Genomic DNA, 23,059 nt, shown 5'->3' with positions numbered 1-23,059 from the left:
CGACTGGAATTAACCCAACGGAATCGACGATGAAGCGTATCGCCGCCCTGATCCTGCTTGCCTCCTTGTCTGCAAATGCGCTTGCCGCTTTCGAGCCGTTCGTCGTTTCCGACATCCGCATCGATGGCCTGACGCGTATCGCGCAGGGTACGGTGCTGAGCTACCTGCCGATCGAGAAGGGTGAAACCCTTAGCGACGACAAGGCGCAGGCCGCCATTCGAGCCCTCTACCAGACCAAGTTCTTCAGCGATGTCGAACTCGATCGCCAGGGAGACATCCTGGTCATCAAGGTCATCGAGCGTCCCGCCATCGCGAAGCTCACGCTCCGCGGCAACAAGGACATCAAGGAAGACGACCTCCGCAAGGGGCTGAAGGAGATCGGCCTGGCCGAAGGCGAGACCTTCGACCGCCTCTCGCTCGACCGCGTGCAGCAGGAGCTCATCCGCCAGTACTACAACCGCGGCAAGTACAACGTCTCCGTCGAACCCCACGTGACGCGGCTCGACCGCAACCGCGTGGCGATCGACATCGAGATCCGCGAAGGCAAGGCGGCGAAGATCAAGGAGATCAACGTCATCGGCAACAAGGCCTTCGCCGACAAGGACATTCGCGACGGCTTCGAGTCGAACACCACGAACTGGCTGTCCTGGTATTCCAAGGACGACCAGTACTCGCGCGAAAAACTCTCGGGCGACCTCGAGAAGCTCAGCAATTACTACATGAACCGCGGCTACGCCGACTTCGGCATCGATTCCACGCAGGTGGCCATCAGCCCGGACAAGCGCGCCATGTACGTCGATGCCAGCGTCAAGGAAGGCGAGGTCTATACGGTTTCCGACGTGAAGCTGCTGGGCGAGCTCATCCTTCCGGAAGACACCCTGCGCAAGCTGGTCTTCATCCATAAGGGCGACACCTTCAACCGTGGCGCCATCGAAGCCAGCACGGACGCGATCAAGGGCATCCTGGCCAACATCGGCTACGCGTTCGCCAAGGTCACGCCGATTCCCAAGCTCGACAAGGACAAGCGCACCGCCGACCTCACGCTCTTCATCGAGCCGGGCAAGCGCGTTTACGTCCGCCGTGTGGTCTTCCAGGGCAACACCCGCACGGAAGACGAAGTCCTCCGCCGTGAAATGCGCCAGCTCGAAGGCGCCTGGTATTCGCAGGGTGCCATCGACCGTTCGAAGACCCGCCTGCAGCGCCTCGGCTATTTCAAGACCGTGGACATCGACAAGGCCCTCGTCCCGGGCACGGTCGACCAGGTGGACCTGACCGCGAAGGTCGAAGAACAGTCGGCGGGCTCGCTGATGTTCGGCGTGGGCTATTCGCAGTACTCCGGCATCATCCTCTCGGCCTCGGTGTCGCAGAACAACTTCCTGGGTACCGGCGACCGCTTCTCCATCGCGGCTGAAACCAGCACGTACTACAAGCGCATCAATGCGAGCTACACGAACCCGTACCTGACCGATTCGAATATCGCGATCGGCTACAACCTGGGTTACAGCAAGCTCGACTACGGCGATACCGACCTCGCCAACTACACGTACAGCACGAAGTCGTTCGAGACCACGGTATCGATCCCCATCACCGACTTCGACAACGTGTCGACGAGCCTGGGTGTCAGTTCGAACCTCATCAACACCTCGTTCTATACGCCGCAGGAACTGGTGGCGTACCAGAACGCGCTGGGCAACAAGACGATCCACTCGTGGACGTCGAGCCTGGGTTACTCGCACGACACCCGCAACAGCTATTGGGCACCCACCCGCGGTGGTCAGCTCACGGCCTCCATCTCCGGTGCTCTGCCGGGCTCGACCGTGCAGTTCTACAAGCTGTTCGGCGAAGCCAACCACTACTGGCCGATCGGCAAGGGCTTCGTGCTCTACCTCGATGGTCAGGTCGGTTACGGCAAGACCTACGGACAGACCTACGACAACGACGGTTACATCATCAACGCGGACGGTACTCGCGGCGCGCAGATCTACAAGAAGGGCGACAAGATCGACTTCCCCTTCTGGGAGAACTACTACGCGGGCGGCGTGCGTGACGTGCGCGGCTTCCAGGACAACACGCTGGGCCCCCGTCTCTGCGACGGCCTCTCCACCACGCGCGAACCGGACAGCAAGGGTCGCTGCGCGGGCGGTGCGTACACCTACGGCCAGCCTGTCGGTGGCGCGTTCAAGGTGCTCGGCACGGCGCAGGTCTTCCTGCCGCTGCCGTTCCTGAAGGACGTGAACACGGCCCGCGTGTCCTGGTTCGTCGACGTCGGCAACGTGTACAAGAACTACGCCGCCTTCGACGCCAGCGAACTGCGCGCTTCCACCGGCCTCTCGCTGCAGTGGCAGGCGCCGATCGGTCCGCTGATCATCAACTTCGCCGTGCCGTTCCGTAAGAAGGATGCCGACAGCCGCTTCGTCGAGCGTATCCAGTTCACCTTCGGCAACACGTTCTAAGCCGGGGGCGACCTCGGGCTCCGCGTCAAGACACTGTAGAATGAGAGGGGTGGCCCAGTGCCACCCCTTTCTATTTGGGAGCTTTCCGTGAGCGGAAATCCGCAATTCACTCTTGCCGAACTGGCCGAACGGTTCGGGCTGGACGCGCACGGCGACCCGGCCACGACCGTGGACAGTGTCGGCACGCTGGCCGCCGCCACGCCCAACCAGTTCACCTTCCTCTCGAACCCGAAGTACACCTCGCAGCTGGCCGAATCCAAGGCGGGCATCGTAGTGCTCCATGCCGATGCCCTGCCCCTGCGCAGCGGCGCCGCGCTGGTGGCGAAGGACCCGTACGTCGCGTACGCGAAGATCGCCGCCCTGTTCGAGAAACACGCGGCCGCGCCGCACGGCATCCACATGAGCGCCGTCGTCTCGCCCTCTGCCCGCGTGCACCCGACCGCCAGCGTCGGCCCGTGCTGCGTCGTCGAGGACGACGCCGTGATCGAGGAAGGCGCGATCCTCGGCCCGCATTGCACGATCGGCCCGGGCTGCGTCGTCGGCGCGGGCAGCCGGCTGGTCGCCCGCGTGACCCTGGTGATCCGCGTCACCCTGGGCAAGCGTGTCCTGGTCCATCCGGGCGCCGTGATCGGTGCCGACGGCTTCGGCATCGCGTTCGACCGGGACCACTGGGTGAAGCTGCCGCAGCTGGGTGGCGTGCGTGTCGGCGACGACTGCGAGATCGGCGCCAACACCACGATCGACCGTGGGGCGCTGGAAGACACGGTGCTGGAAGAGGACGTACGTCTCGACAACCAGATCCAGATCGCCCACAACGTGCACATCGGCGCGCACACCGCCATGGCGGGCTGCTCCGCCGTCGCCGGCAGCGCGAAGATCGGCCGGTATTGCCTCATCGGGGGCAACGCCGGGATCCTTGGCCACCTCGAATTGGCCGACCGGGTTACCATCACGGCGAAGAGCCTCGTGACCGCTTCGATCAAGGAACCCGGCGAGTATTCGTCCGGTTCTCCGCTGCAGGAAAACCGCCTGTGGCGGCGCAACGCGGCCCGCATGAAACATCTCGACGAGTACGCGCGCCGCCTGGCGGCGCTGGAAAAGGACAAAGGGCAATGACCGAAATGAAAGCTGCCGTGACGCTCCCGGTGGACGTGGAGCAGATCCAGCGGCTCCTGCCGCACCGCTACCCGTTCCTGCTGGTGGACAGGGTGATATCGATCGAGCCCGGCAAGACCATCACCGCCATCAAGAACGTCACCATCAACGAGCCGTTCTTCCAGGGCCACTTCCCGGGTCATCCGGTGATGCCGGGCGTGCTGATCGTCGAGGCCATGGCCCAGACCGCCGGCCTGCTCACCCAGATCACCAGCCAGGTGGACGGCCAGTCCGGCAGCCCGCTCTTCTATCTCGTGAAGGTGGACAACGCCCGCTTCTCGGCGGTAGTCGCACCCGGCGACCAGCTCGTGATGGAGGTGTCCCTCAAGCGCCTGATCCGCGGCATGGGCCTGTTCGAGGCGAAAGCCAGCGTGGACGGCAAGGTCGTGGCCTGCTGCGAACTGATGTGCGCCGCGAGGAGCGACAAATGATCCACGCCACCGCGCAGGTCGATCCGTCCGCGCGCGTCGCGGACAACGTCAGCATCGGTGCCTATAGCGTGATCGGTGCCGACGTGGTGATCGGCGAGGGGACGACCATCGGCCCGCACGTGGTGATCGATGGTCCGACCACCATCGGCCGCGACAATCGCATCTCGCAATTCGCCTCCATTGGCGGCCCGCCGCAGGACAAGAAGTGGCAGGGCGAGCGCACCGAGGTCGTCATCGGCGACCGCAACCTCATCCGCGAGTTCGTCACGATCAACCGCGGCACGGGCGACGGCGGCGGTGTCACCCGCATCGGCAACGACAACTGGCTGCTGGCCTACGTGCACATCGCGCATGACTGCCAGGTGGGCAACAACGTCGTGTTCTCGAATTACTCGGCGCTCGCCGGGCACGCGGAAATCGGCGACTGGACCATCCTGTCTGGTTATTCGGGCGTGCACCAGTTCTGCAAGGTGGGTGCCCACGCCTTTATCGGCATGGGCTGCCTCGTCGGTTCCGACGTGCCGCCCTTCGTCATGATGGCGAACGAGACGCGCGGCCGTCCGCGCGGCATCAACAGTGAAGGCCTGAAGCGCCGCGGCTTCGACACGGGGCGTATCGCCGCCATCAAGCGCGCGTACCGCACCCTGTACATGGCCGGCCTGCCGTTGGCCGAGGCACGCGAGCAGCTGGTATCGCAGGCCGAAACCAGCGAAGACGTGCGCCAGATGCTCGACTTCCTCGACCGCAGCGAGCGCTCGCTCGCGAGGTAACGATGCAGCAGACCCGGCCCTCCTCCGATGCGCCACTGATCGCCTTGATCGCGGGCGAGGACTCCGGCGACCAGCTCGGCGCCGACCTCATCGTGGCCCTGCGCCATCGCTTCCCCGCGGCCCGCTTCGTGGGTATCGGCGGCCGGCGCATGCTCGCGCAGGGCTTCGAGTCCTGGTACGACATCCGCGAACTGTCGGTCATGGGCTTCTCGGAAGTGGTCAAGCACCTGCCGCGCCTGCTCCGTTTGCGCCGCGGGCTGCTGGAGAAACTGGTCGCCAGCCGGCCCGCGCTGACCGTCGGCATCGATGCGCCGGACTTCAACCTCGCGGTGGAACGCAAGCTCAGGGAGGCCGGGCTCCGTACGGCGCACTACGTCAGCCCCTCGGTCTGGGCATGGCGCGAAAAACGCGCGGAGAAGATCGGCCGCTCCGCCGAACGCATCCTCTGCCTTTTCCCCATGGAGCCCCCGATCTACGCGAAACACGGCGTCGACGCGCGCTTCGTGGGCCACCCGCTGGCGGACCGTTTCCCCATGGTGTCCGGACGCGAGGGGCCGCGCGACGCGCTCGGCCTGCCGCATGACGCGCCCGTGTTGGCGGTGCTGCCCGGCAGCCGGCCCAGCGAGATCGAGCGGATCGGAGCGATCTTCATCGATGCCGCGAAGCGCGTCTCCGCCGCGATGCCCAGCCTGCGTATCGTCGTCCCTGCGGCGAACGAACGGGTGCACGCGCGGCTCACGGCCCTGCTCAAGGACTTCCCGGGCGCTCCACCCCTGTTGGTGGACGGCCACGCGCACGAAGCCATGCTCGCGGCCGACGCGGTCCTGCTCGCTTCCGGCACCGCCACACTGGAGGCCATGCTCGCGAAGCGCCCGATGGTGGTCGGTTATCGCGTCTCGCCCACGAGCTACCGGATCGCCAAAGCCCTGCGCATGCTGAAGACCGATGTCTACAGCCTGCCGAACATCCTCGCGCGCGCCTGCGGCCTCGGTCGGGAACGCCTGGTTCCGGAATTCATGCAGGACGAATGCACGCCCGACAACCTCGCCCGGGCGACGCTCGACCTGCTCGCCGACAGCGAGCGGCGCGGCGCCGTCGTGGCGGCGTTCGAATACCTGCACCAGGAACTGCGCGGCGGCCTCGAGGGCCGCGCGGCGGACCACGCGGCCGACGCGCTGGCCGATCTCATCCAACCGTTGCCCCGCTAGGGCCGCGACAGTACCCTCCCAGGCATGCCGCGTCGTCGTAACGTCACTTCCCAGCTCGCCCGCGACCTGATCATCGCCGGCGTGGACGAGGCCGGACGCGGGCCATTGGCCGGCCCCGTGGTGGTCGCGGCGGTGATCCTCGACCCATCCCGCCCTATCCGCGGACTGGACGACTCGAAACAGCTCGCCGAGGCGACGCGCGAGAAGCTGTACACGCGGATCGTCGAGCGGGCGCTCGCTCATTGCGTGATCTTCGTCGAGCGCGACGAGATCGACCGGATCAACATCTTCCAGGCGACGATGATCGGCATGACCCGGGCCCTCATGGGCTTGTCGCTTGCCCCGCACATCGCGCTGGTCGACGGCAACCGCCTGCCGCGCACCCTGCCCTGCGAAGGCCGCGCCGTGATTGGCGGCGACGGGTCGGAGCCCGCCATCAGCGCGGCCTCCATCCTCGCGAAGGTCAGCCGCGACCGGCACATGACGGCCCTCGACGCGCTCCACCCGGGCTATGGCTTCGCCCGGCACAAGGGCTATGCGGTGCCCGAGCACCTGGATGCCCTCGACCGCCTCGGGCCGTGCGAGGTCCACCGGCGCAGCTTCGCCCCGGTGCGTCGCTGGTTCGAGCCGGAGGCCGAGGTGGCGCCGATGGACGACCTGTTTGCGGGGGCCCTTGAGCCGGACCTGGGCGAACTGCCGGCCGAAGCCGCGGCCTGACCTGGCCATTCGGCCTAGCCTAAAGTCCGTCCGGAACCTGCCGATACGAAGGCTAACGCCCTCCTTCGCGGAAGGGTGTCGCCCTTTCCCTATCGCTCAGGTAACGCCCCATGAAGAAGCTCGCCATCGCCATCGCGCTGTTCGCCGCCGCCCCGCTGTCCGCACAGGCTGCCTGCGCCGCCAAGGACTTCACCATCGACGGCTTCGCCGTGAAGCTGCAGCAGGGTTCGGGCCAGCCCCGTTTCAGCATGAAGGGCAACCTGGTCAACAAGTGCGGGGAAGCCGCGGCCGCGCAGATCCGCATCGACGCGAAGGATGCCTCGGGCAAGGTCATCGCGAGCAAGCAGGGCTGGCCCGCGGGTACGTCGAACATCGAGCCGGGCAAGAGCGTCGACTTCGACCTCGGTCGCCTCTTCCGCTACTCCGCCGACATGCAGGACTACACCGTGGTCGTGTCCGACGTGAAGGCCTGGTAAGAGCATCACCTGTTCCGAAGCCGCGCGCCTGCCGATGCAGGCGCGCCCGGTTTACCGGGAGGACCTTCCATCCCGGCTCAGAGATAGAGCCAGTCGACCTTCTCGCCCGCGGCGAACGGCATGGCTCGACCGGGCAACCAGACCAGGGCATGCGCCGAAGCCAGGTTGCTGAGCATGTGCGACTCCTGGCGCGGCAGCAGCTCGAGTGTCGGGGTGCCTCCCGTCATGTCGAGGCGCATGCGCACCAACCTGTCGCGGTGCGGGTCGGCGTCCACCGGCGCGGCAAGCACGCCGCTACGCCACGCGGGTTGCTCGCTCGTCTCGCCCTCGAGTCGCGCAAGCACGGCCCGCGCATGGACCGCCAGGCAGACGAGTACCGCCCCGGGATTGCCGGGCAGCCCTAGGAGTACCTTGTCGTCGCGCATGCCGAACCACAGCGGCTTGCCCGGCTTCTGCGCCACTTTCCAGAAAATCTCGCGCACCCCGAGCCGATCGGCCACCACGGGCACGTAATCCCGATCGCCAACGGAGATGCCACCGCTCGTGACAACGAGGTCCGCGCTGTCTAGCGCGGCGCTCATTGCTTCTTCCAACGCCGTCTCATCGTCGCGCACGTAGGCGACGACGGGTTCGCCGTAGCCGTTCTCGACGAACCATGCCCGCAGCAGCGGCCCGTTCGCATCGTAGACCTGGCCCGGCGCCAACGGCTCGCCCACGCGCCGCACTTCGTCGCCGGTGACGAGGACGGCCACACGCGGTCGCCGATAGACCTCGACCGAATCGATACCGGCCATGGCGAAAGACGCGATGAGTCCGGAGGTGATGCGCTGTCCCGGTGCCGCGAGAGTGGTACCTTCCCGCAATTCCTCGCCTTCGCGGCGTATCGCCTCCCCTTCCCTGACGGCTTCGCGCAGGGCGATGCCGTCGCCCGTGCGCTCGACGATCTCCTGCCGCGCCACCGCGTCGGCGCCGGAAGGCACCATCCCGCCGGTGAGGATGCGCACGGCCTGGCCCGGCCCCACTGTCACCGACGCAGGCGTCCCTGCGGCAGCCGTGCCGATCAGTGTCCTGGCCGCCTGGCCATCCGCGGCCCGCACGGCGTAACCGTCCATGGCGCTTTGCGTGAAGCGCGGCAGTGAAATCCTTGCCTGGGGTGCTTCGGTCAGCACCGCGCCGAGTGCGAGTTCCAGCGGGACCCGGTGCGTAGGCAACGCGCGGACGTTGGAACGGTAGCGTTCGAGCGCGGCAACGATGGGTAGCAGCGCCATCAGGACGGCTCCCCGTAGCCGCCGGGATGCCTGCCGCCGCCGCGGCCCGTTTCGAGCAGATGGATCAGCCCCGGAAGCGTCGCGGCCAGCGATTCGCTGGCGCCACCGCGGCTACCGGGGAAGGTGAGCACGAGCGTGTCGCGGATGTAGCCCGCCACGCCCCGGGAAAGCATGGCGAACGGCATACGTTGTTGACCGAAGGCGCGCGCGGTTTCCATGATGCCGGGGATCTCGACCTCGAGCAGGGGACGAACGGTGTCGACCGTGATGTCGCGCGGGCCGAGACCCGTGCCGCCCACGGTGATGACGAGCGAAACGCCCCCCTCCACCAGCGACCGCAGCAGGTTGCCCAGCACAGTCGCGTCGTCCGCGATGACGGCGTATTCCACCGGGTCGAAGTTCGCTTCGATCAGGGCATCGCGTACATACGCGCCCGCGGTGTCCGTCTTGGCACCACTGGCCACCGTATCCGAGAGCACGACGACCGCCGCGCTGCGTGATTGTGCGAGTGCGCGCCGGTAGTGCGACTTGCCGCCCGTCTTCCGCTCGAGCCGGCAATCCTGGATATGCAGTTCATCGGGCTCCGCGTACGGCTTGAGCATGTCGTAAATCGTGAGCGCCGCCATGCTCGCCGCCGTCAGCGCCTCCATCTCCACGCCGGTGGGGCCGATGGTCTGCACTTCGGCGAGGATGCGCACGGACGTCTCGCCCAGCTCGTAACTCACCTCGGCACGGTGGATCGGCAGCGGATGGCACAGAGGGATCAATTCGTCCGTGCGCTTCGCCGCGAGGATGCCCGCGACCCGCGCGGTTTTCAGCGGATCGCCCTTCTCCGTCTCACCGCTGCGCAGGAGATCGATACAGGCGGCCGGTGCGTGGAGCGTGGCGGTGGCGCGGGCAGCGCGCAGGGAGTCCGGCTTCTGGCTGACGTCTTTCATCCGTGGCTCGTGTGCGAGTGGTGTCGATGCGTCGGCTGGACATCGCCTTCCAGATCGTCGCGGATGCAGCAACCTTCCACGAAGGCGCTGCTCCCGTCCGTGTAGAACTCTTCCTTCCAGATCGGCGCGCCATGTTTCACGGCATCGACGGCGTAGCGGCATGCATCGAAGGCCTCCGCGCGATGCGGTGCACGAACCACGCAGACGATGGCGATGTCGCCGATCGCGAGGTCGCCAAGACGATGCACGATACGTACATACGGTACGCCGTAACGCTCGCGCGTTGCGTGCTCCACCTCGCGAATCACCTTCGCCGCCAGCGGTTCGTGCGCCGTGTACGCCAGATGGCGAACCGACCGCCCCTCGTGGTGATCGCGTACGGTGCCGACGAACAGCGCGAGGCCGCCACATTCCGGATGGGCGTCGAGTTCCAGCAGCGGCTCGACCGCGACAGGGTCGTGGGAGAGGACGTCGTGCGCCATGTCAGCCTCCCGCCACCGGTGGGAGCAGACCGAGGCGCCCGTCCGGCGGCAGGCTGTCGGCGCGGCGGACGATGGTATCGCCCGACACGCAGGCGCAGCGTTCCAGCGAACTGGCCAGTTCCGGGCGATGGCGTGCCAGCAAGGCGAGCGCATCGCCGACGGTGGCGACATCGTCGCCGGCATCGACGCGACATTCCTTCGCGCCGGCCAGGCGCTCGAGATTGGCGAATAGTTCGAACACGATCGGTTTCATGGACATCCTGGCGAAGGGCGGCGACTCATCCGCCCATGGCGTGCATGGTCAACGGGCGATCCACCGGTCCGGGACGCGATGCGTATCCGGCGTCCTTCAGCCATACCGCCTTCGCGACCTGCGCGGCGAGCACCGCGTCGTCGACACCTTCCCGCATGCGCGCGCCCAAGGGAACACCTATCGGGGAGAACAGGCAGGTGAAGAGTTCCCCGGTGGCGGTGATGCGCAAACGGTCGCAGGTGGAACAGAAAGGATTGGACACGGTGGAAATGACGCCGAGGGAATAGTGGCCGTCGACGAGGTAAGGGGTGGCGGGGTCGTGGCCACGCGGCACGGAATCCACCGTGTGCGCCGCGCGGACGGCTGCGAGGATCTCGGCCTCGGAGACTACCGCGTCGCGCTTCCAGTGCCCCGGCGCGTCCAGCGGCATGTATTCGATGTAACGGAGGGGAATGCCTCGGGCCATGGCCCACTCGAGCAGCGGAACGATATCTTTTTCGTTGTCCCCGCGGATCACCACGGCATTGAGCTTCACCTTCGCCCCGGCGTCGACGAGGGCGTCGATGCCATCCAGCACCGGGGCGATCTCGCGCCGGGTCAGTCGCCGGAACGTGTCGGGATCGATCGCGTCCAGGCTGACATTGAAATCGTCGACGCCGGCGGCGACCAGCTCGTGCGCCTTCGGCGCGATGCGCGACGCGTTCGTGGTCATCGACAGGCGCGACAGGCCGCGCTCGCGAAGTGCGCCGATCTCGCGCACGCAGTCGACCAGGTCGCGGCGCAGCAGCGGCTCGCCGCCAGTAAGGCGGATCTGGTCGATGCCGTGGTCGACGAACAACCCGGCCAGGCGCACGATCTCGTCCCGCCCGAGCAGGCTCGCCCGAGGGAGCCAATAGGGATGCTCCGGCATGCAATAGGTACAGCGAAAGTTGCAGCGGTCGGTGAGCGATATCCGCAGCTTGCGCTTGGTACGTCCGTGGCGGTCGATGAGGGTTGGCATGGTCGCTTCAGCAAAGCACACGAGGCGTGAGACGGGTGTTGTGGACCCGCCACGCCCCTACTCCCGCAATCGTGCCAGACTTCGCCCATGAGTGCCTTGGATCCCTCCGTCGCTCCCGCGTGGCCGGCATGGCCGGACTACGCCCTGGTGGAAGACCTGCTGCCGTCCCTGCGGGCGTTTGCCCATGCGGGGCGGGTGGCGCTGGCGACGCTCGCGCGCGTCGATGGCCCGTCGCCCCGGCCCCTCGGCAGCGAGATGGCCATCGCGGCGGATGGACGTGTCGCGGGGTATGTGTCCGGCGGCTGCGTCGAAGCCGCCGTCGCCCATGAAGCGGCGGGCGTGCTGGCGGAAGGACGTCCACGGCTGCTCGATTACGGCGTGGGCAGCGACGTCGTCGACATCCAGCTCACCTGTGGCGGGCGGATCGGGATCTTCGTGCGGGAACTGCACGAACCCTCCGCATATGTCCAAGCGCTGGGCCTTGCCCGTCGCGAGCGGCGGACCGTCACCACCCTCTTCGATGCAGCGAGCGGTCGATGGCGCCTCGAGGATGGCGTGCAGGCGGCCACGGCCGCCGAGTATGCCGTCACGCACCGGCCCCCTGTGCGGCTCGTCGCGGTGGGCGGTGATCCTGTCACGCTGGCCGTTGCGCGACTGGCGCCGATGCTGGGTGTGGAAGTCATGCTGCTACGTCCGCATGGGCCGGCGCTGCCCCCGCCCGATGTGACTCTGGCCGGCTACGACCCCCGTGCGCTTCCGGTCGCGCTGGCCGACCTGGCGCTCGACGACCGTACGGCCGTCTATTCGTTAAGCCACGATGCGGAGGTGGACCACGCGGTCGCTTCGCGCGCACTGCGCTCCGAGGCTTTCGCCGTGGGCGTGCTGGGCAGCCGGAACAAGATCGATGCCCGGCTAGAGCGCCTGCGCGACGAGGGCATTGCCGACGCGTCCTTTACTCGCCTCCACCTGCCTGCGGGCCTGCCCATCGGCGCGCAGACGCCGCACGGCATCGCTTTGTCGATCCTCGCGCAGGTCTGCCAACGCGATCGCGCGCGCCAGGCATGACCATGCCGCACGACGCGGTAATCCTCGCCGCGGGCGGTAGCCGTCGCCTGGGCCGGCCCAAGCAACTGTTGACCCGCGGCGGCGAAACGCTCGTGGCGCGGGTCGCCCGGCTGGTGCTCTCGACCCGACCCGGGGAAGCGATCGTCGTCGTGGGCGCGCATGCCAATGAAGTAGCCACCGTGCTCGGCGCCATCGACGTGCAAGTGATCGTCAACGAGCTTTGGCAAACGGGCATGGCGTCCAGCCTGCGCCTGGCCGCCGACGCGCTCGCCGGACGGGGTCGTCCCACGCTCGTGACCGTCGTCGACCAGCCGGCGCTCGAAGCGCGGCACTTCGACGCGCTGATCGCGGCACACGATGACGGGCAGGATACGGTCACTGCTTATCACGAAGCCGCGGGAGTTCCGGCCATCCTCCGTGCGTCGACCCTGTCGCGGGCGATGGAACTGGAAGGCGACGTGGGATTCCGCCGCCTGTGGAGCGGCACGACACCGCGCAGCGTGCGTGCCGATGAACTTGCCGACGACCTGGACAACGAGTCCGACCTGCGCCGTGCCGTGGCGGCCGGGTGGCTGGATGATCCTGGCGAATAGCAACTCAGCGCTTCGCCTGCGGCTTGTGCGCATCGATGATCGGTGCGAGCGACACGAACCAGATATTGTCGGTGCCGTTGTCCCAGCTTTGCATGCGGGCCAGGTCTTCGCTGGCCCGCACCGCTGTCCGCGGATACGCGATGCGAACGGCGCGCGGACTGCTGAAATAAAGCGTGCGATGGTCCGAGCCGAGGTGGGACCCCCACGGGCTGCGTACATTGATCGTCGGGCCGAGATCCTCGGGCTTGCTCCATCCGTCGCCCTCGCGGAAGGCGATGTAGAGGCGATCGGGGTCGTCCTTGCCGCTGAAATTGGCGTCGAACACGATGAACGATTCATCCGGTGCGATCGCCGGGTCCAGCTTGTGCGCGCCGGCGTCGCCCAGTAGCACCGGCACGGGTGACTGGTACCGGCCGTCGCGGTACTGCGAACGGAACAGGCGGAAATCGTCGTCGTCACCGGGACGCTGGAAATAGACGCTACCGTCGGCAGCGACGCTGGGTGCAAACGTGCGCGTGCTGCGATTGACGCTTTCCGGCAGGAGCACGGGTGTTCCCCATCCGTCTCCCTTGCGGTCCACGCGCCACAGGTGCCCCCCGAAGCCCGGCATCACCTTGCCGTTGGCCATCACCGCGTCGATCGGCTTGCCGCCTTCGGTGTCCGGCCGGTTGGACGTGAAGACAAGGAAGGAACCGTCCGGCGACATCGCGGGATCGTGGTCCAGCCACTGTCCCGAGAAGGGAGCGATCGTCGGTTTCGTCCACTCGCCATGCACCTTGTGGGAAACCAGGATCGCCGCGTTGGGCCAGTTGATCCGGTCGAAGAAAACCGTCTTCCCATCGGGAGAGAACGCCGCGGAGTCTTCGTTCGCGGGGCCGGAAACCACGCCGGGCGCGAAGACTTGCGGCGCGGATGGCTCCGTCGTGGCAGCCATGGCGGGAATGGCGAAGCAGGAAACGAGTGCGGCGATCCAGCTCAGGCGCTTGGCGCGGGTCATCGGATGGATCCTTCTCGGTTGCCCGCGGGACGGTCCCGCGCGTCGCGCATTCTTGCGCCGGCATCGATATACCCGCCACGTGCCTGAAGTCACCGCCCGGCGAGGCGGCTGCAAGATAATCCGGTCCGGCACGGTCATACTCCATGTCAGCCGCCCGGGAGCCCGCATGGCCACCACCCGCCTCGTCTATCGCCACCGTTGGCCCGTGCGCCTGATGCACTGGATCAACGTCGTGTGCCTCTTCGTTCTGCTCGGCAGCGGCCTGCAGATCTTCAACGCGCATCCGGCGCTGTACTGGGGCAATCGATCCGATCCAGGCAAGGCGGTGCTTGCGCTGCAGGGCGGTGTCGACGCCAAGGGCAATCCTCGCGGCAGTACCCGCATCGGCAAGCACGTGTTCGACACCACCGGCGTGCTCGGCGCCTCCAAGGTGAACGGCGAGTGGCGGAACCGCGGCTTCCCCTCCTGGGCCACGATTCCCGGTCCGGGCTGGCTGGCGATGGGCCGGCGCTGGCACTTCTTCTTTGCGTGGCTGTTCGTCGCCAATGGGCTCGCCTACGTCGGCTGGTCGCTCTTCAGCCGGCACCTCGCGAGGGACCTCGTCCCCACCCGCCGCGACTGGCGCGGCATCGGGCGATCGATCGTCGATCACCTGCGTTTCCGACATCCGCGGGGCGCTGAGGCGGCACGCTACAACGTGCTGCAGCGGCTCGCCTACCTCGTCGCCATCTTCGTGTTCGGCGGCGGCATCGTCCTCATGGGGATCGCCATGTCGCCGCGCATGGACGCCGTCCTCCACGGGCTGGTCGACGTCGTCGGCGGCAGGCAGTCAGCACGGACGATCCACTTCATCATCGCCACCGCCTTCGTCGCGTTCGTGCTGGTCCACGTTTTCGAAGTGCTGGTGACCGGCCCCCTCAACCAATTGCGCGGCATGGTCACGGGCTGGTACCGGATACGCCACGAGGACAAGGAGACCGCTTCCCATGAGTGACCGCCGCGGTTTCCTGCGCAATTCGCTGCTCGCCCTGGGCGGTGCGGTGCTGACGGGGTGCGATCGCATTTCCGAGAGCGACACGGGTACGAAAGTGCTCGAATCGGCCGAAGCGGTGACTCGCCGCGTCCAGCGCTTCCTTTCGCCGTCGCGCGCCCTGGCGAAGGAATACACCGAAGCGGACATCTCGGCCGTGTTCAAGCCGAACGGCACCACGATGCCCGACACGCCGCTCTACCAAGCCCTGCTGCGCGGCGGCTTTGCCGATTACCGGCTGGAGGTGGACGGACTCGTCGAGCGGCCCGCGCGACTCTCCCTGGACGAGCTTAAAGCGCTGGGCGCGCGTACGCAGATCACCCGGCACGATTGCGTCGAAGGCTGGAGCGCCATCGGCAAGTGGACGGGAACACCGCTGGCTGCCCTGCTCGACCACGTCCGGCCGCGGAACGACGCCCGTTACGTCGTCTTCCACTGCTTCGACAACGACGAGGACGACACCGCGTACTACGAGAGCATCGACATCGACGAGGCGCGGCACCCGCAGACCCTCCTCGCCCATGCCCTCAACGACGCGCCGCTGCCGGTCGCCAACGGGGCGCCGCTACGGCTGCGTGTGGAGCGGCAGCTTGGTTACAAGCACGCCAAGTACCTCCGCCGCATCGAACTGGTAGCGAGCTTCGCCGACATCGGCGAGGGCAACGGCGGGTACTGGGAAGACAACGGTTATGAGTGGTATGCCGGTATCTGACCCCATTTTTCCGCAGCGCGTCACGCGGACCCTGAAAAAAAGGCTCCGAAAATGCGAAAAATCTTCGTGGACCCTATTTTCAGCGGACGAAAGCAACGCTAGAGTGAGTCGCCCGCTGGGCATCGGCCGGTAAGGCCGCCTCATTCGATCAAAGTGACAAGGATAACCATGGCCAAGACCACCAAATCGGCGGCGAAGAAGGCTGCCAAGGCTCCCGCCAAGGCTACGAAGGCGCCTGCCGCCCTCAAGCCCATCAAGGATCCGCTGTCGAAGTCCTCGCTCGTCTCGCACATCGTCGAGCAGAGCGGCGTGGACAGCAAGAGCGTGAAGGCCGTGCTGGCTTCGCTCGAAGGCGCGATCTCCGCGTCGGTTCACAAGAAGGGCGCCGGCACGTTCACGCTGCCCGGCCTGCTCAAGATCACCTCGGTCGCTGTTGCAGCGAAGCCGAAGCGCAAGGGCAAGGATCCGTTCACGGGTGAAGAGCGCTGGTTCGCTGCCAAGCCTGCGTCGGTCAAGGTCAAGGTCCGTCCGCTGAAGAAGCTGAAGGACGCCGCCGCCTGATCTTTCGCGGTGGACCATCCACCGCGATCCAGGAGGTAAGCGAAAACCCCCGCCCATCGGCGGGGGTTTTTTATGCCGGAAGTCATGCTTGACTACAGTTGTCGTCAGGCGCACTCTGCCTACAGTTGTAGTCAGGAGTGGCGGCATGAGCAAGAAGACGATCGGCGACCAGGAGCTCGCGCTCCTGCAGTACATCGAGGAAGCGCCGAAGAGTTCGGTTGCTGACGTTTGTGCGGGTTATGGCGAGCCACGAGGGCTGGCCCGGTCCACCGTGCTGACGATGATGGAACGCCTGCGCGCGAAGGGGTACCTCACCCGCCGCAAGATGGACAACAGCTTTCGTTACAGCGCCACCAACGGCGCGGCCGAGGTCATGACCGGTGCCGTGGCGCGCTTCGTCGAAAAGACCCTGCAAGGCTCGGTGTCGCCCTTCGTGGCCTGGATGTCGGAACGCGGCCAGGTCAGCGACGCGGAGCTGGCGGAGCTCGAGGCGCTGGTCGGAACGCTGCAATCGCGGCGCAAGGGGCGCTGACATGGACGCCTTCCTCGATACCCTCCTCTCCCGCCTCGCCTATGCATCCATCCAGGCGATCCTGCTGGCCGTCGTGGTGTATGTGGTGTGCCGCTTCGTTCCCGTGCTGTCGGCCTCCGCACGCAGCGCGTTGTGGTGGCTGCTGGGTGCGCAACTTGTGCTCGGTCTCGCCTGTCCGTCACCGGTCGCGCTTCCGCTGTTGCCTGCGCCGGCGGCTCCCGCGCCTGTTGTCACTGGAAGCTTCATTGTTGCCGCCACCGAGGCGCCCATTGCGGCGGAACCAGATGCCTCGATATCGTGGACCGCCGTCCTGCTCGCGCTGTGGGTGGCTGCGATCCTTGTCCAGGTGGGCATCGCCGTCGTACGCGGTTACCGCCTCGCTGGTGTCGTCCGTCGCGCCATGCACCACGACGACGTTCGCGTCGATACGCTCTGCGCCCGGCGTGCACGGGAGCTCGGCTTGAGTCGTTCGCCGCGGCTGGCCGTATCGGCGGAGGTGGATTCGCCGCAGGTCATCGGCCTCTGGCGGCCCACGATCCTGCTACCCCTCGAGGACCGTCTCGACGACGAGGAACTCGACATGGCACTCATGCACGAGTTGGCCCACGTGCGTCGCGGCGACCTCCTGCTGGGATGGGTGCCGGTAGTGGCGCGCACCCTCTTCTTCTTCCACCCCGTCGTCCACTTCGCGATGCGCGAGTATGCACTCTGTCGCGAAGCGGCCTGCGATGCCCTGGTGGTGTCGCGTGGCCGCCAGGCGCCGCGGACATATGGACGTCTGTTGCTACGCCTCGGCGTGGCGCCGCACCCGCACCATGCGTTGCCCGGCGCGTCGCCCACCTTCCGCACCCTGAAAAGGAGAATCGACATGCTCGGCCAAGCCACCGACGCGCCGCCGCGCGTGCTCACCCTCTGCCTCCTCGCCGTCGTCGCGGCCATCGGCGTCACCCCCTGGCGCGTGGTCGCCGCGAGCGACAGCCAGGACAAGCCGGTAGCGGCGGCACAAGCCACGGCGCCAGCGGCTTATACGGTGCCGGAACCGGCGCCCGCACCCGCGGCGGCGTCGGCGGCGAAGCCCGCGGCACCCGCCCGACCCGCGGTCCTGGCGGCGACTCCGCGCCTGTCGCCGGCACCCATGCCACCCACGCCGCGACTCTCGCCGCTACCCATGCCGGCCAAACCCCCGATGCCGCCGACACCGGCGACCCCACCGGCGTATTCCGTACCGGAACTCGGCGGCCTCGGCCGTGACCCCTCCGACCAGACCTTCATCTTCTTCAGCGACTCCATGACCCGCGTCGTCAACGGCAGCGATGACGACATCCGCCGGGCGCGCGGGGAGCGCACGGGCGCGGGCGACTACGCGTGGTACCGCGACGGCAAACGGGCCTGGGTGCTGAAGGACCCGTCGTACGTCAAGCGCATCCGCGAAGCTTACGCTCGCGGCTACGTGCCCGTGGAGAAGGTGCGGGAAAGTGATGAGAAGCAGGCCGAAATCGACCAACGCCAAGCCGTGCTGAACGACCAGATGGCGAGGCTATCGATGAAGCAGGCGCAACTGGTATCCCGGCAATCCAACCCGGACGGATCACGCGATCCCGCGGCATACGCCGCCGGGCATGAAGCGATCGGCAGGGAACAGGCGGAACTCGCAAAGCAAATCGCGGAGCTCGAAAAGCAACGCGCGGTCATCGGCCAGGCGCGTGCGGCCGAGGCGCGTCGGCAGGCGGAAGCCGCACGCAAGGAAAACGAGGAAGTGCAGGCGATCATGGCCGAAGCCGTTCGCAACCACGCGGTGGAAGCCGCGCACTGAACATCGAGCGGTAGGCGGTGCTTACACCCCGGCGGGAACCCCGGTATCTTGGAGGGCTTCGTACTCAAGCGCTTCAACCTACCGGGAGGCATCATGCGACTCGAATCAGGAACCGTGGTCGAAGCGAAGGCCCTGCTCTTCGACATGGACGGCACACTGGTGGATTCGCGGATCGTCGTGGAGAAGATCTGGAAGCGTTGGTGCGAGGAAAACGGCATTGACTGGCATGACGTGCTGCCGCGACTCCACGGCGTGCGCATGCTCGACTCGGTGAAGATGTTCGTGAAGCCGGGCATGGACGTCGACGTGGAATACGAGCGCCTCTACCGCGAAGAGCTGGAGGATGTCGACGGCATCGTTCCCGTTCCCGGCGCGCCCCGACTCCTCGCGGATCTCCCGCCCACGGCCTGGACCATCGTGACATCGGCCGACACGCCACTGGCGGAAGCGCGCCTTCGGGCGGCCGGCATCGTTCCGCCTCCGCGCATGGTCACCGGCGAGATCGTGGTCAACGGCAAGCCCGATCCCGAGGGTTACCTCCTGGGCGCCGAGCGCATGCGCGTGGCGCCCGAAGAGTGCGTCGTCTTCGAGGACGCGAGGGCCGGTATCGACGCGGGACTGGCGGCCGGCGCACGCGTGATCGCGATTGCTGGCGACCATCCGGACGAGGTGCCGGTAAACGTCGAGTGGATCACGGACCTGACAACGCTGCGCTTCGATGGCATGCGCGACGGCAAGGTTCGCCTGCTCGCGCTCTGACCTGTCGCCTCGCGTCAGTAGACGTCGCGACGGTAACGACCGCTCGACGCGAGATCGTTCACCGTCGCATCGCCCAGCACCTCGCGCAATGCCGCGTCGACACCGGGCGCCATGCCGGCCAGGCTTCCGCACACGTAGACGCTGGCGCCTTCCGCCACGACACCGCGGACCTCGGCGGCCGCCATGCGTAGCTTCTCCTGCACGTAGCGCGGGCCCCGCCCTTCGCGCGACCACACAAGGTCCAATCGCTCGATGCCGCCCTCGGCAGTCCACTGCTCGAGTTCGTCCACGTGCAGCCGGTCCACCGCGGCATGTCGCTCGCCGAAGAGCAACCAGTTGCGGACGTGCCCGCGCGCGATCCGCGCCTTGAGCAGTGCACGCAGGCCGGCGATCCCGGTCCCGTTGCCGATCAGCAACAGTGGCCTGTCGTCTGGCGGCGCATGGAAGCCCGCATTGCGCCGCACGCGCACATCGATCGGGTCGCCGATCCGCGCGTGTTCGGTGAGCCATCCGGAGCCCATGCCCAGCCTGCCGTCGGCATCGCGCATCTGCCTCACGACGAGATGCAAGGCGCCGTCGGACGGGAGCGACGCTATCGAATATTCGCGGTGCGGCAGCACCGTGGCATCCGTGCGCGCGTGTCGCGGCCCCACCTCGGCGATGTCGCCTGCCTCCCACGCGAGGTGTGCCGCGTCGTCGGGAGCAAGCGCGAGGTGGTAGCACGGACGACCTGCGCTGCCGGCATTCAACAGGCGCCTTTCGACGATCCGCCACGATTGGTAGGCGGGTCGTGTCCAGTCGGCCATGCCGACGTTGCCGGCGAGATGCGTCACGTGGTGCTGCCAGTGGCGCAGGCTCGCCGCGTCGCCATTGTCCACGTCCACGCGGTCGAAGAGCGGTGTCGCCCCACTCGCGCGTAGCCAGGCGTCGAGCTCGCGCCCGAAGGCGCAGAAGTCGTCGTAGTCGCGGTCGCCGAGCGCGAGCACGCCATAGCCGAGGCCTTGCAGTGCCACCGGCGCACGCATCGCCAACGTGCGAAAACCGGTGGCGGCGTCGGGTGCATCGCCCTCCCCCGTCGTGCTGGCGACGAACAGGGCGCGCGAAGCGCGTGCGAGCGCCTCCGGCGACAACTGGTCGATGGCGCGCACGTCGGCTTCGAGGCCGCCTGCGCGCAACGCGCCCGCCGTGCGATCCGCGAGTTCCGTCGCGAACCCGGTCTGCGAGGCATGGATCACGAGGATGCCACCGGCGTCCTGCCCGCCTCCTCGGACGCCGCGGCGCGCGAACGCGACGGTGAAGACGACCCAGGCGAGGACGAGGCCACCGGCAACGCCGATGCGTAGCGCTTCGACGGCAATCACGGCGCGGACGGTCCTTCGGGGATGCGCGCGGCGATCGGTCTGGCCGCTCGACGCGCCAACGCGGCGAAGGCCGGCGACATGCGTTCCTCGAAGCTCCCGTCGACGCCGTGCAGGATGAACAGCACGGCGAGTCCACGGCGCTTCGCGTACGCCATGCCATCGTCCGGTCCCAACACGGTCATCGTGGTGCCGAGCGGGTCGGCGTGCATGCAATCGTCCGCAACCACACTCACCGAGGCCACGCGATGGGCGACCGGATAGCCGGTGCGGGGATCGATATGATGCGAGACGAACCTGCCGTCACGCACGAAGTAGTGCCTGTAGTCGCCCGAGGTGGCGACGGCCTTCTCCTCGAGGGAAAGGACCAGGCTCACTTCATCGGGGTTGTCGACCGCGCCTGCCGCCGCGCCGGGCCGCTCGATGCCGACGTGCCATGGGGAACCGTCCGGCTTGTGGCCATGAGCACGAAGCTCGCCACCGACCTCCACGAGGTAGGCTCGCACGCCGGCGCGATCGAGGAAGCGGGCGACCTGGTCGACGCCAAAGCCCTTCGCTACGGCCGACAAGTCGACGTACACGCCACCGGGCTGGTACGCGCGACGATTCGTTTCGTCGAGGCGGATCTTCTGCCAGCCGACGCGCTTTCGTGCCTCCGCGATCGCGCCTTCATCGGGCCGCGAGGGCGCGTCCGTCGCGGCCTGCTGTTTCGGGCCGAAGCCCCATAGATTGACCAAGGGGCCCACGGTCGGGTCGTAGGCGCCGCCGGAGTCCTTTGCGAGCGACAGCGCGTAGCGCAGCACGGTGAAGAACTCCGGCGGCAGCGTCTGCCACGTACCGGCGGGCGCCCGATTGAAGCGGCTGAGATCGGAATCGTGCTCGTAGGTACTCATCTGCGCGACGACTCGGTCGACTTCCGCCTGGATGCCGCGGACGATCGCGCGATCGTCCGCACCATCCGGCAGCACGGCATTGACCGACCAGGTCGTACCCATCGTTTCGCCTTCGAACCGACGAACGTCCTTGGCGGAGGCGACGCCCGCGAGCAAGAAAAACAACGAGGCCAGCATGGCGCGTCGAACTTGCCCGCTGCCGCGGGATCGTCGGAGCGGCTCCCACAATGGATCGAAGAAGTACGGCACGGACTGGCTTACTGCGGCAGTACTTCCAGCGTCGCCGTGTAGGCGAGCCGGCGGCGCTTCGCTTCCTTCGCGGCGGTGTGCCCGTCCTCGGTGGACGCGTTCACCCAGTACATGCCGGCCGCCGGCCAGGTGAAGCTGAACTTCCCGTCCTTGTCCGTGGTGGTGTCCATCTCATCCTGCGCGTTGCGGTAGCGCGTGGCGCCGTTGATCGCCACGACCTTGAGGTCCGGCGCCGGCTTGCCGTCGAGCAGCAGCTGGAAGGTAGCCTTCTCACCGGCCATGAGGTCGTTGGGCTGGGTGACGGGAACGAGTTCCAGGCCTTTGCCAGTGGGCTTCAGGGCGCCGTCGCTCGGCGAGCCCTGGGTGACGAAGGTTTCCACGCGCGAAGCCATTTCGCTCACTTCCACGTTCTTCGCACCGGCAGGGATGGCTCCCTTGAATTCCGCCGGAGAGCCGCGCCAGCGCTTCTTCTGGCCGTCCACCTCATAACTGGCGAACATGCCCTGGTTGACGAGGGCGAGACGATACGTGCCCTTCTGCGGCACCGCGAGGTCGAATGTGCTGCGGTACTTCCCCGTCGACGCGTTCTCCGGTTTCGCCGTGGAACCGTCGGGCGCGGTGATGACCAGTTGGTCGAGCTTCGCCGGGAAATGGTCGGGGTAGTACAGATCATTGGATACGGCGGCATCGACGGTGACCCAGGCCTCGTCGCCGGAGATCACGGTCGCCGACGGCAGCATCCACATCTTGTGCGCCTGCGCGGCGACGGGCAGCAAGAAGGCGGCGCAAAGGGCCGCGCGGACGAAAACAGGCTTCATCGGGAGGACTCCGTTCATGGGTTGAGGTCGAGGTCGATCTGGCCGAGTTCTTCGCTGCCCTTCGCGGACAGGTGCACCGGTGCCTTCGCCGGCCAGTCGAACGGAATGCGCTGTGCTTCGCGGCCACCGACTTCGCGCGCGGCCTCCACGACCAATTCGTAATGGCCCGGCGCAAGCGTGCCCAGCGGCGGCTTGCCGTCGATGAAGCGCAGGCGATGCTGTCCCGCGGGGCGCGTGGCGCCGGACACGCCGTCGATCGGCATCGTCTGCTCGCGGCCACTGCGACGCCACCACTGGCGCATGTCTTTCAACCACTTCGTGCCTTCGCCGTCGGCCTTCTTCATCTCGTACCAGACAGCGAGGTTGGCGGCGACGCCATGGTCCTCGCGCTCGATCCACATCGCCACGTACGGACGATGGTATTCCGCGACCTTCAGTGCAGGAATGTTCACGGTGATGGTCATGTCGGCCGCGAATGCCGGGGCGATACACGAAAGGCAGAGGGCGAGGGGGAGGGTCCGGCGCATG

25 protein-coding genes are annotated in these 23,059 nt (G+C 67.1%); 15 read left to right on the top strand and 10 right to left on the bottom strand.

All coding sequences use genetic code 11. The features are described 5' to 3' along the window. The first annotated feature begins 29 nt into the window (after positions 1 to 29). The 7 genes from bamA to ACQKIE_RS10895 all read left to right on the top strand — a co-directional run bounded on the left by bamA (position 30) and on the right by ACQKIE_RS10895 (position 7,210). The gene (bamA, locus tag ACQKIE_RS10925; RefSeq protein WP_427458897.1) at positions 30 to 2,453 is read left to right on the top strand and encodes an outer membrane protein assembly factor BamA; all 2,424 of its coding nucleotides are present in this window, start codon (positions 30 to 32) and stop codon (positions 2,451 to 2,453) included. A gap of 87 nt (positions 2,454 to 2,540) precedes the next feature. Beyond that, positions 2,541 to 3,569 (top strand): UDP-3-O-(3-hydroxymyristoyl)glucosamine N-acyltransferase, encoded by a 1,029-nt coding sequence (lpxD, locus tag ACQKIE_RS10920; RefSeq protein ID WP_427458895.1) that lies wholly within the window; start codon positions 2,541 to 2,543, stop codon positions 3,567 to 3,569. Between the two features lie 5 nt (positions 3,570 to 3,574). Next, complete coding sequence (gene fabZ, locus ACQKIE_RS10915; RefSeq protein WP_427459353.1) at positions 3,575 to 4,039, top strand: 3-hydroxyacyl-ACP dehydratase FabZ; 465 nt, start codon at positions 3,575 to 3,577, stop codon at positions 4,037 to 4,039. Next, the gene (gene lpxA / locus ACQKIE_RS10910; protein ID WP_427458893.1) at positions 4,036 to 4,809 is read left to right on the top strand and encodes an acyl-ACP--UDP-N-acetylglucosamine O-acyltransferase; all 774 of its coding nucleotides are present in this window, start codon (positions 4,036 to 4,038) and stop codon (positions 4,807 to 4,809) included. The genes fabZ and lpxA overlap by 4 nt, the downstream gene beginning before the upstream one ends. A 2-nt stretch (positions 4,810 to 4,811) precedes the next feature. Continuing rightward, the gene (gene lpxB / locus ACQKIE_RS10905) at positions 4,812 to 6,017 is read left to right on the top strand and encodes a lipid-A-disaccharide synthase (protein WP_427458891.1); all 1,206 of its coding nucleotides are present in this window, start codon (positions 4,812 to 4,814) and stop codon (positions 6,015 to 6,017) included. A 24-nt stretch (positions 6,018 to 6,041) separates the two neighbouring features. Then, positions 6,042 to 6,734 (top strand): ribonuclease HII, encoded by a 693-nt coding sequence (rnhB, locus tag ACQKIE_RS10900; protein ID WP_427458889.1) that lies wholly within the window; start codon positions 6,042 to 6,044, stop codon positions 6,732 to 6,734. Positions 6,735 to 6,844: 110 nt separating this feature from the next. Next, a complete protein-coding gene (locus ACQKIE_RS10895) occupies positions 6,845 to 7,210 on the top strand; it encodes a hypothetical protein (RefSeq protein WP_427458887.1) in 366 nt (121 codons plus the stop codon). A 77-nt stretch (positions 7,211 to 7,287) separates the two neighbouring features. Here the strand turns inward: ACQKIE_RS10895 and ACQKIE_RS10890 are convergent, their stop codons facing one another. The 5 genes from ACQKIE_RS10890 to moaA are packed head-to-tail and all read right to left on the bottom strand — an operon-like array spanning position 7,288 to position 11,151. Beyond that, positions 7,288 to 8,478, bottom strand: a complete 1,191-nt coding sequence (locus tag ACQKIE_RS10890) for a molybdopterin molybdotransferase MoeA (RefSeq protein WP_427458885.1) — start codon at positions 8,476 to 8,478, stop codon at positions 7,288 to 7,290. Then, positions 8,478 to 9,416: a bifunctional molybdenum cofactor biosynthesis protein MoaC/MoaB gene (gene moaCB, locus ACQKIE_RS10885; RefSeq protein WP_427458883.1), complete on the bottom strand. Its 939-nt coding sequence runs from the start codon at positions 9,414 to 9,416 to the stop codon at positions 8,478 to 8,480. The genes ACQKIE_RS10890 and moaCB overlap by 1 nt, the downstream gene beginning before the upstream one ends. Further along, a complete protein-coding gene (locus ACQKIE_RS10880) occupies positions 9,413 to 9,898 on the bottom strand; it encodes a molybdenum cofactor biosynthesis protein MoaE (RefSeq protein WP_427458881.1) in 486 nt (161 codons plus the stop codon). The genes moaCB and ACQKIE_RS10880 overlap by 4 nt, the downstream gene beginning before the upstream one ends. 1 nt (position 9,899) lies before the next feature. Beyond that, complete coding sequence (locus ACQKIE_RS10875; protein WP_427458879.1) at positions 9,900 to 10,151, bottom strand: MoaD/ThiS family protein; 252 nt, start codon at positions 10,149 to 10,151, stop codon at positions 9,900 to 9,902. A 25-nt stretch (positions 10,152 to 10,176) separates the two neighbouring features. After that, positions 10,177 to 11,151, bottom strand: coding sequence for a GTP 3',8-cyclase MoaA (gene moaA / locus ACQKIE_RS10870; RefSeq protein WP_427458877.1), 975 nt, complete (start codon positions 11,149 to 11,151; stop codon positions 10,177 to 10,179). A gap of 87 nt (positions 11,152 to 11,238) precedes the next feature. Between moaA and ACQKIE_RS10865 the strand changes: the two genes are divergently transcribed. Further along, positions 11,239 to 12,216 carry an XdhC family protein gene (locus ACQKIE_RS10865; RefSeq protein WP_427458875.1) on the top strand — a complete coding sequence of 326 codons (978 nt, stop codon included), beginning with the start codon at positions 11,239 to 11,241 and terminating at the stop codon, positions 12,214 to 12,216. Then, on the top strand, positions 12,213 to 12,809 hold the full coding sequence (locus tag ACQKIE_RS10860; protein WP_427458873.1) for a nucleotidyltransferase family protein: 597 nt from the start codon (positions 12,213 to 12,215) through the stop codon (positions 12,807 to 12,809). The genes ACQKIE_RS10865 and ACQKIE_RS10860 overlap by 4 nt, the downstream gene beginning before the upstream one ends. 4 nt (positions 12,810 to 12,813) lie before the next feature. Here ACQKIE_RS10860 and ACQKIE_RS10855 read toward each other — a convergent pair whose 3' ends face one another. Beyond that, on the bottom strand, positions 12,814 to 13,806 hold the full coding sequence (locus ACQKIE_RS10855; RefSeq protein ID WP_427458871.1) for a TolB family protein: 993 nt from the start codon (positions 13,804 to 13,806) through the stop codon (positions 12,814 to 12,816). Positions 13,807 to 13,972: 166 nt separating this feature from the next. Between ACQKIE_RS10855 and ACQKIE_RS10850 the strand changes: the two genes are divergently transcribed. The 6 genes from ACQKIE_RS10850 (at position 13,973) to ACQKIE_RS10825 (ending at position 19,213) form a co-directional block, all read left to right on the top strand. After that, a complete protein-coding gene (locus tag ACQKIE_RS10850) occupies positions 13,973 to 14,800 on the top strand; it encodes a cytochrome b/b6 domain-containing protein (RefSeq protein ID WP_427458869.1) in 828 nt (275 codons plus the stop codon). Then, a complete protein-coding gene (locus ACQKIE_RS10845) occupies positions 14,793 to 15,548 on the top strand; it encodes a molybdopterin-binding protein (RefSeq protein ID WP_427458867.1) in 756 nt (251 codons plus the stop codon). Before ACQKIE_RS10850 ends, ACQKIE_RS10845 begins: the two co-directional genes overlap by 8 nt. Positions 15,549 to 15,716: 168 nt before the next feature. Further along, positions 15,717 to 16,109 carry an HU family DNA-binding protein gene (locus tag ACQKIE_RS10840; protein ID WP_413625629.1) on the top strand — a complete coding sequence of 131 codons (393 nt, stop codon included), beginning with the start codon at positions 15,717 to 15,719 and terminating at the stop codon, positions 16,107 to 16,109. Between the two features lie 145 nt (positions 16,110 to 16,254). Next, the gene (locus tag ACQKIE_RS10835) at positions 16,255 to 16,641 is read left to right on the top strand and encodes a BlaI/MecI/CopY family transcriptional regulator (RefSeq protein ID WP_427458864.1); all 387 of its coding nucleotides are present in this window, start codon (positions 16,255 to 16,257) and stop codon (positions 16,639 to 16,641) included. A gap of 1 nt (position 16,642) precedes the next feature. Further along, positions 16,643 to 18,454 (top strand): M56 family metallopeptidase, encoded by a 1,812-nt coding sequence (locus ACQKIE_RS10830; RefSeq protein ID WP_427458862.1) that lies wholly within the window; start codon positions 16,643 to 16,645, stop codon positions 18,452 to 18,454. A 93-nt stretch (positions 18,455 to 18,547) separates the two neighbouring features. Continuing rightward, on the top strand, positions 18,548 to 19,213 hold the full coding sequence (locus ACQKIE_RS10825) for an HAD-IA family hydrolase (RefSeq protein ID WP_427458860.1): 666 nt from the start codon (positions 18,548 to 18,550) through the stop codon (positions 19,211 to 19,213). 14 nt (positions 19,214 to 19,227) lie between these two features. Here ACQKIE_RS10825 and ACQKIE_RS10820 read toward each other — a convergent pair whose 3' ends face one another. From ACQKIE_RS10820 to ACQKIE_RS10805, 4 genes are all read right to left on the bottom strand, one after another. Continuing rightward, complete coding sequence (locus ACQKIE_RS10820; RefSeq protein WP_427458858.1) at positions 19,228 to 20,574, bottom strand: sulfite reductase subunit alpha; 1,347 nt, start codon at positions 20,572 to 20,574, stop codon at positions 19,228 to 19,230. Beyond that, a complete protein-coding gene (locus tag ACQKIE_RS10815; RefSeq protein ID WP_427458856.1) occupies positions 20,571 to 21,566 on the bottom strand; it encodes an FAD:protein FMN transferase in 996 nt (331 codons plus the stop codon). The genes ACQKIE_RS10820 and ACQKIE_RS10815 overlap by 4 nt, the downstream gene beginning before the upstream one ends. Before the next feature lie 155 nt (positions 21,567 to 21,721). Beyond that, a complete protein-coding gene (locus tag ACQKIE_RS10810) occupies positions 21,722 to 22,531 on the bottom strand; it encodes a DUF4198 domain-containing protein (RefSeq protein WP_427458854.1) in 810 nt (269 codons plus the stop codon). 14 nt (positions 22,532 to 22,545) lie between these two features. Beyond that, complete coding sequence (locus tag ACQKIE_RS10805) at positions 22,546 to 23,058, bottom strand: DUF2271 domain-containing protein (protein WP_427458852.1); 513 nt, start codon at positions 23,056 to 23,058, stop codon at positions 22,546 to 22,548. Position 23,059 lies beyond the last annotated feature (1 nt).

Origin of the sequence: Luteibacter sp. NPDC031894, assembly GCF_050273135.1 — a bacterium.
Classification (GTDB): Bacteria; Pseudomonadota; Gammaproteobacteria; order Xanthomonadales; family Rhodanobacteraceae; genus Luteibacter.
This window is presented reverse-complemented; position numbering and strand designations above follow the sequence as displayed.

Bases quoted from the DNA above. Each gene is read 5' to 3' on its own strand.
- ACQKIE_RS10895 (WP_427458887.1), top strand. From the start codon at position 6,845: ATGAAGAAGCTCGCCATCGCCATCGCGCTGTTCGCCGCCGCCCCGCTG.
- ACQKIE_RS10860 (WP_427458873.1), top strand. From the start codon at position 12,213: ATGACCATGCCGCACGACGCGGTAATCCTCGCCGCGGGCGGTAGCCGT.
- ACQKIE_RS10815 (WP_427458856.1), bottom strand. From the start codon at position 21,566: ATGGGTACGACCTGGTCGGTCAATGCCGTGCTGCCGGATGGTGCGGAC.
- ACQKIE_RS10875 (WP_427458879.1), bottom strand. From the start codon at position 10,151: ATGAAACCGATCGTGTTCGAACTATTCGCCAATCTCGAGCGCCTGGCC.
- ACQKIE_RS10835 (WP_427458864.1), top strand. From the start codon at position 16,255: ATGAGCAAGAAGACGATCGGCGACCAGGAGCTCGCGCTCCTGCAGTAC.
- ACQKIE_RS10805 (WP_427458852.1), bottom strand. From the start codon at position 23,058: ATGCGCCGGACCCTCCCCCTCGCCCTCTGCCTTTCGTGTATCGCCCCG.
- ACQKIE_RS10850 (WP_427458869.1), top strand. From the start codon at position 13,973: ATGGCCACCACCCGCCTCGTCTATCGCCACCGTTGGCCCGTGCGCCTG.
- ACQKIE_RS10865 (WP_427458875.1), top strand. From the start codon at position 11,239: ATGAGTGCCTTGGATCCCTCCGTCGCTCCCGCGTGGCCGGCATGGCCG.
- ACQKIE_RS10830 (WP_427458862.1), top strand. From the start codon at position 16,643: ATGGACGCCTTCCTCGATACCCTCCTCTCCCGCCTCGCCTATGCATCC.
- fabZ (WP_427459353.1), top strand. From the start codon at position 3,575: ATGAAAGCTGCCGTGACGCTCCCGGTGGACGTGGAGCAGATCCAGCGG.
- ACQKIE_RS10810 (WP_427458854.1), bottom strand. From the start codon at position 22,531: ATGAAGCCTGTTTTCGTCCGCGCGGCCCTTTGCGCCGCCTTCTTGCTG.
- bamA (WP_427458897.1), top strand. From the start codon at position 30: ATGAAGCGTATCGCCGCCCTGATCCTGCTTGCCTCCTTGTCTGCAAAT.
- moaCB (WP_427458883.1), bottom strand. From the start codon at position 9,416: ATGAAAGACGTCAGCCAGAAGCCGGACTCCCTGCGCGCTGCCCGCGCC.
- ACQKIE_RS10880 (WP_427458881.1), bottom strand. From the start codon at position 9,898: ATGGCGCACGACGTCCTCTCCCACGACCCTGTCGCGGTCGAGCCGCTG.
- ACQKIE_RS10845 (WP_427458867.1), top strand. From the start codon at position 14,793: ATGAGTGACCGCCGCGGTTTCCTGCGCAATTCGCTGCTCGCCCTGGGC.
- lpxA (WP_427458893.1), top strand. From the start codon at position 4,036: ATGATCCACGCCACCGCGCAGGTCGATCCGTCCGCGCGCGTCGCGGAC.
- ACQKIE_RS10890 (WP_427458885.1), bottom strand. From the start codon at position 8,478: ATGGCGCTGCTACCCATCGTTGCCGCGCTCGAACGCTACCGTTCCAAC.
- ACQKIE_RS10855 (WP_427458871.1), bottom strand. From the start codon at position 13,806: ATGACCCGCGCCAAGCGCCTGAGCTGGATCGCCGCACTCGTTTCCTGC.
- ACQKIE_RS10825 (WP_427458860.1), top strand. From the start codon at position 18,548: ATGCGACTCGAATCAGGAACCGTGGTCGAAGCGAAGGCCCTGCTCTTC.
- rnhB (WP_427458889.1), top strand. From the start codon at position 6,042: ATGCCGCGTCGTCGTAACGTCACTTCCCAGCTCGCCCGCGACCTGATC.
- ACQKIE_RS10840 (WP_413625629.1), top strand. From the start codon at position 15,717: ATGGCCAAGACCACCAAATCGGCGGCGAAGAAGGCTGCCAAGGCTCCC.
- lpxB (WP_427458891.1), top strand. From the start codon at position 4,812: ATGCAGCAGACCCGGCCCTCCTCCGATGCGCCACTGATCGCCTTGATC.
- moaA (WP_427458877.1), bottom strand. From the start codon at position 11,151: ATGCCAACCCTCATCGACCGCCACGGACGTACCAAGCGCAAGCTGCGG.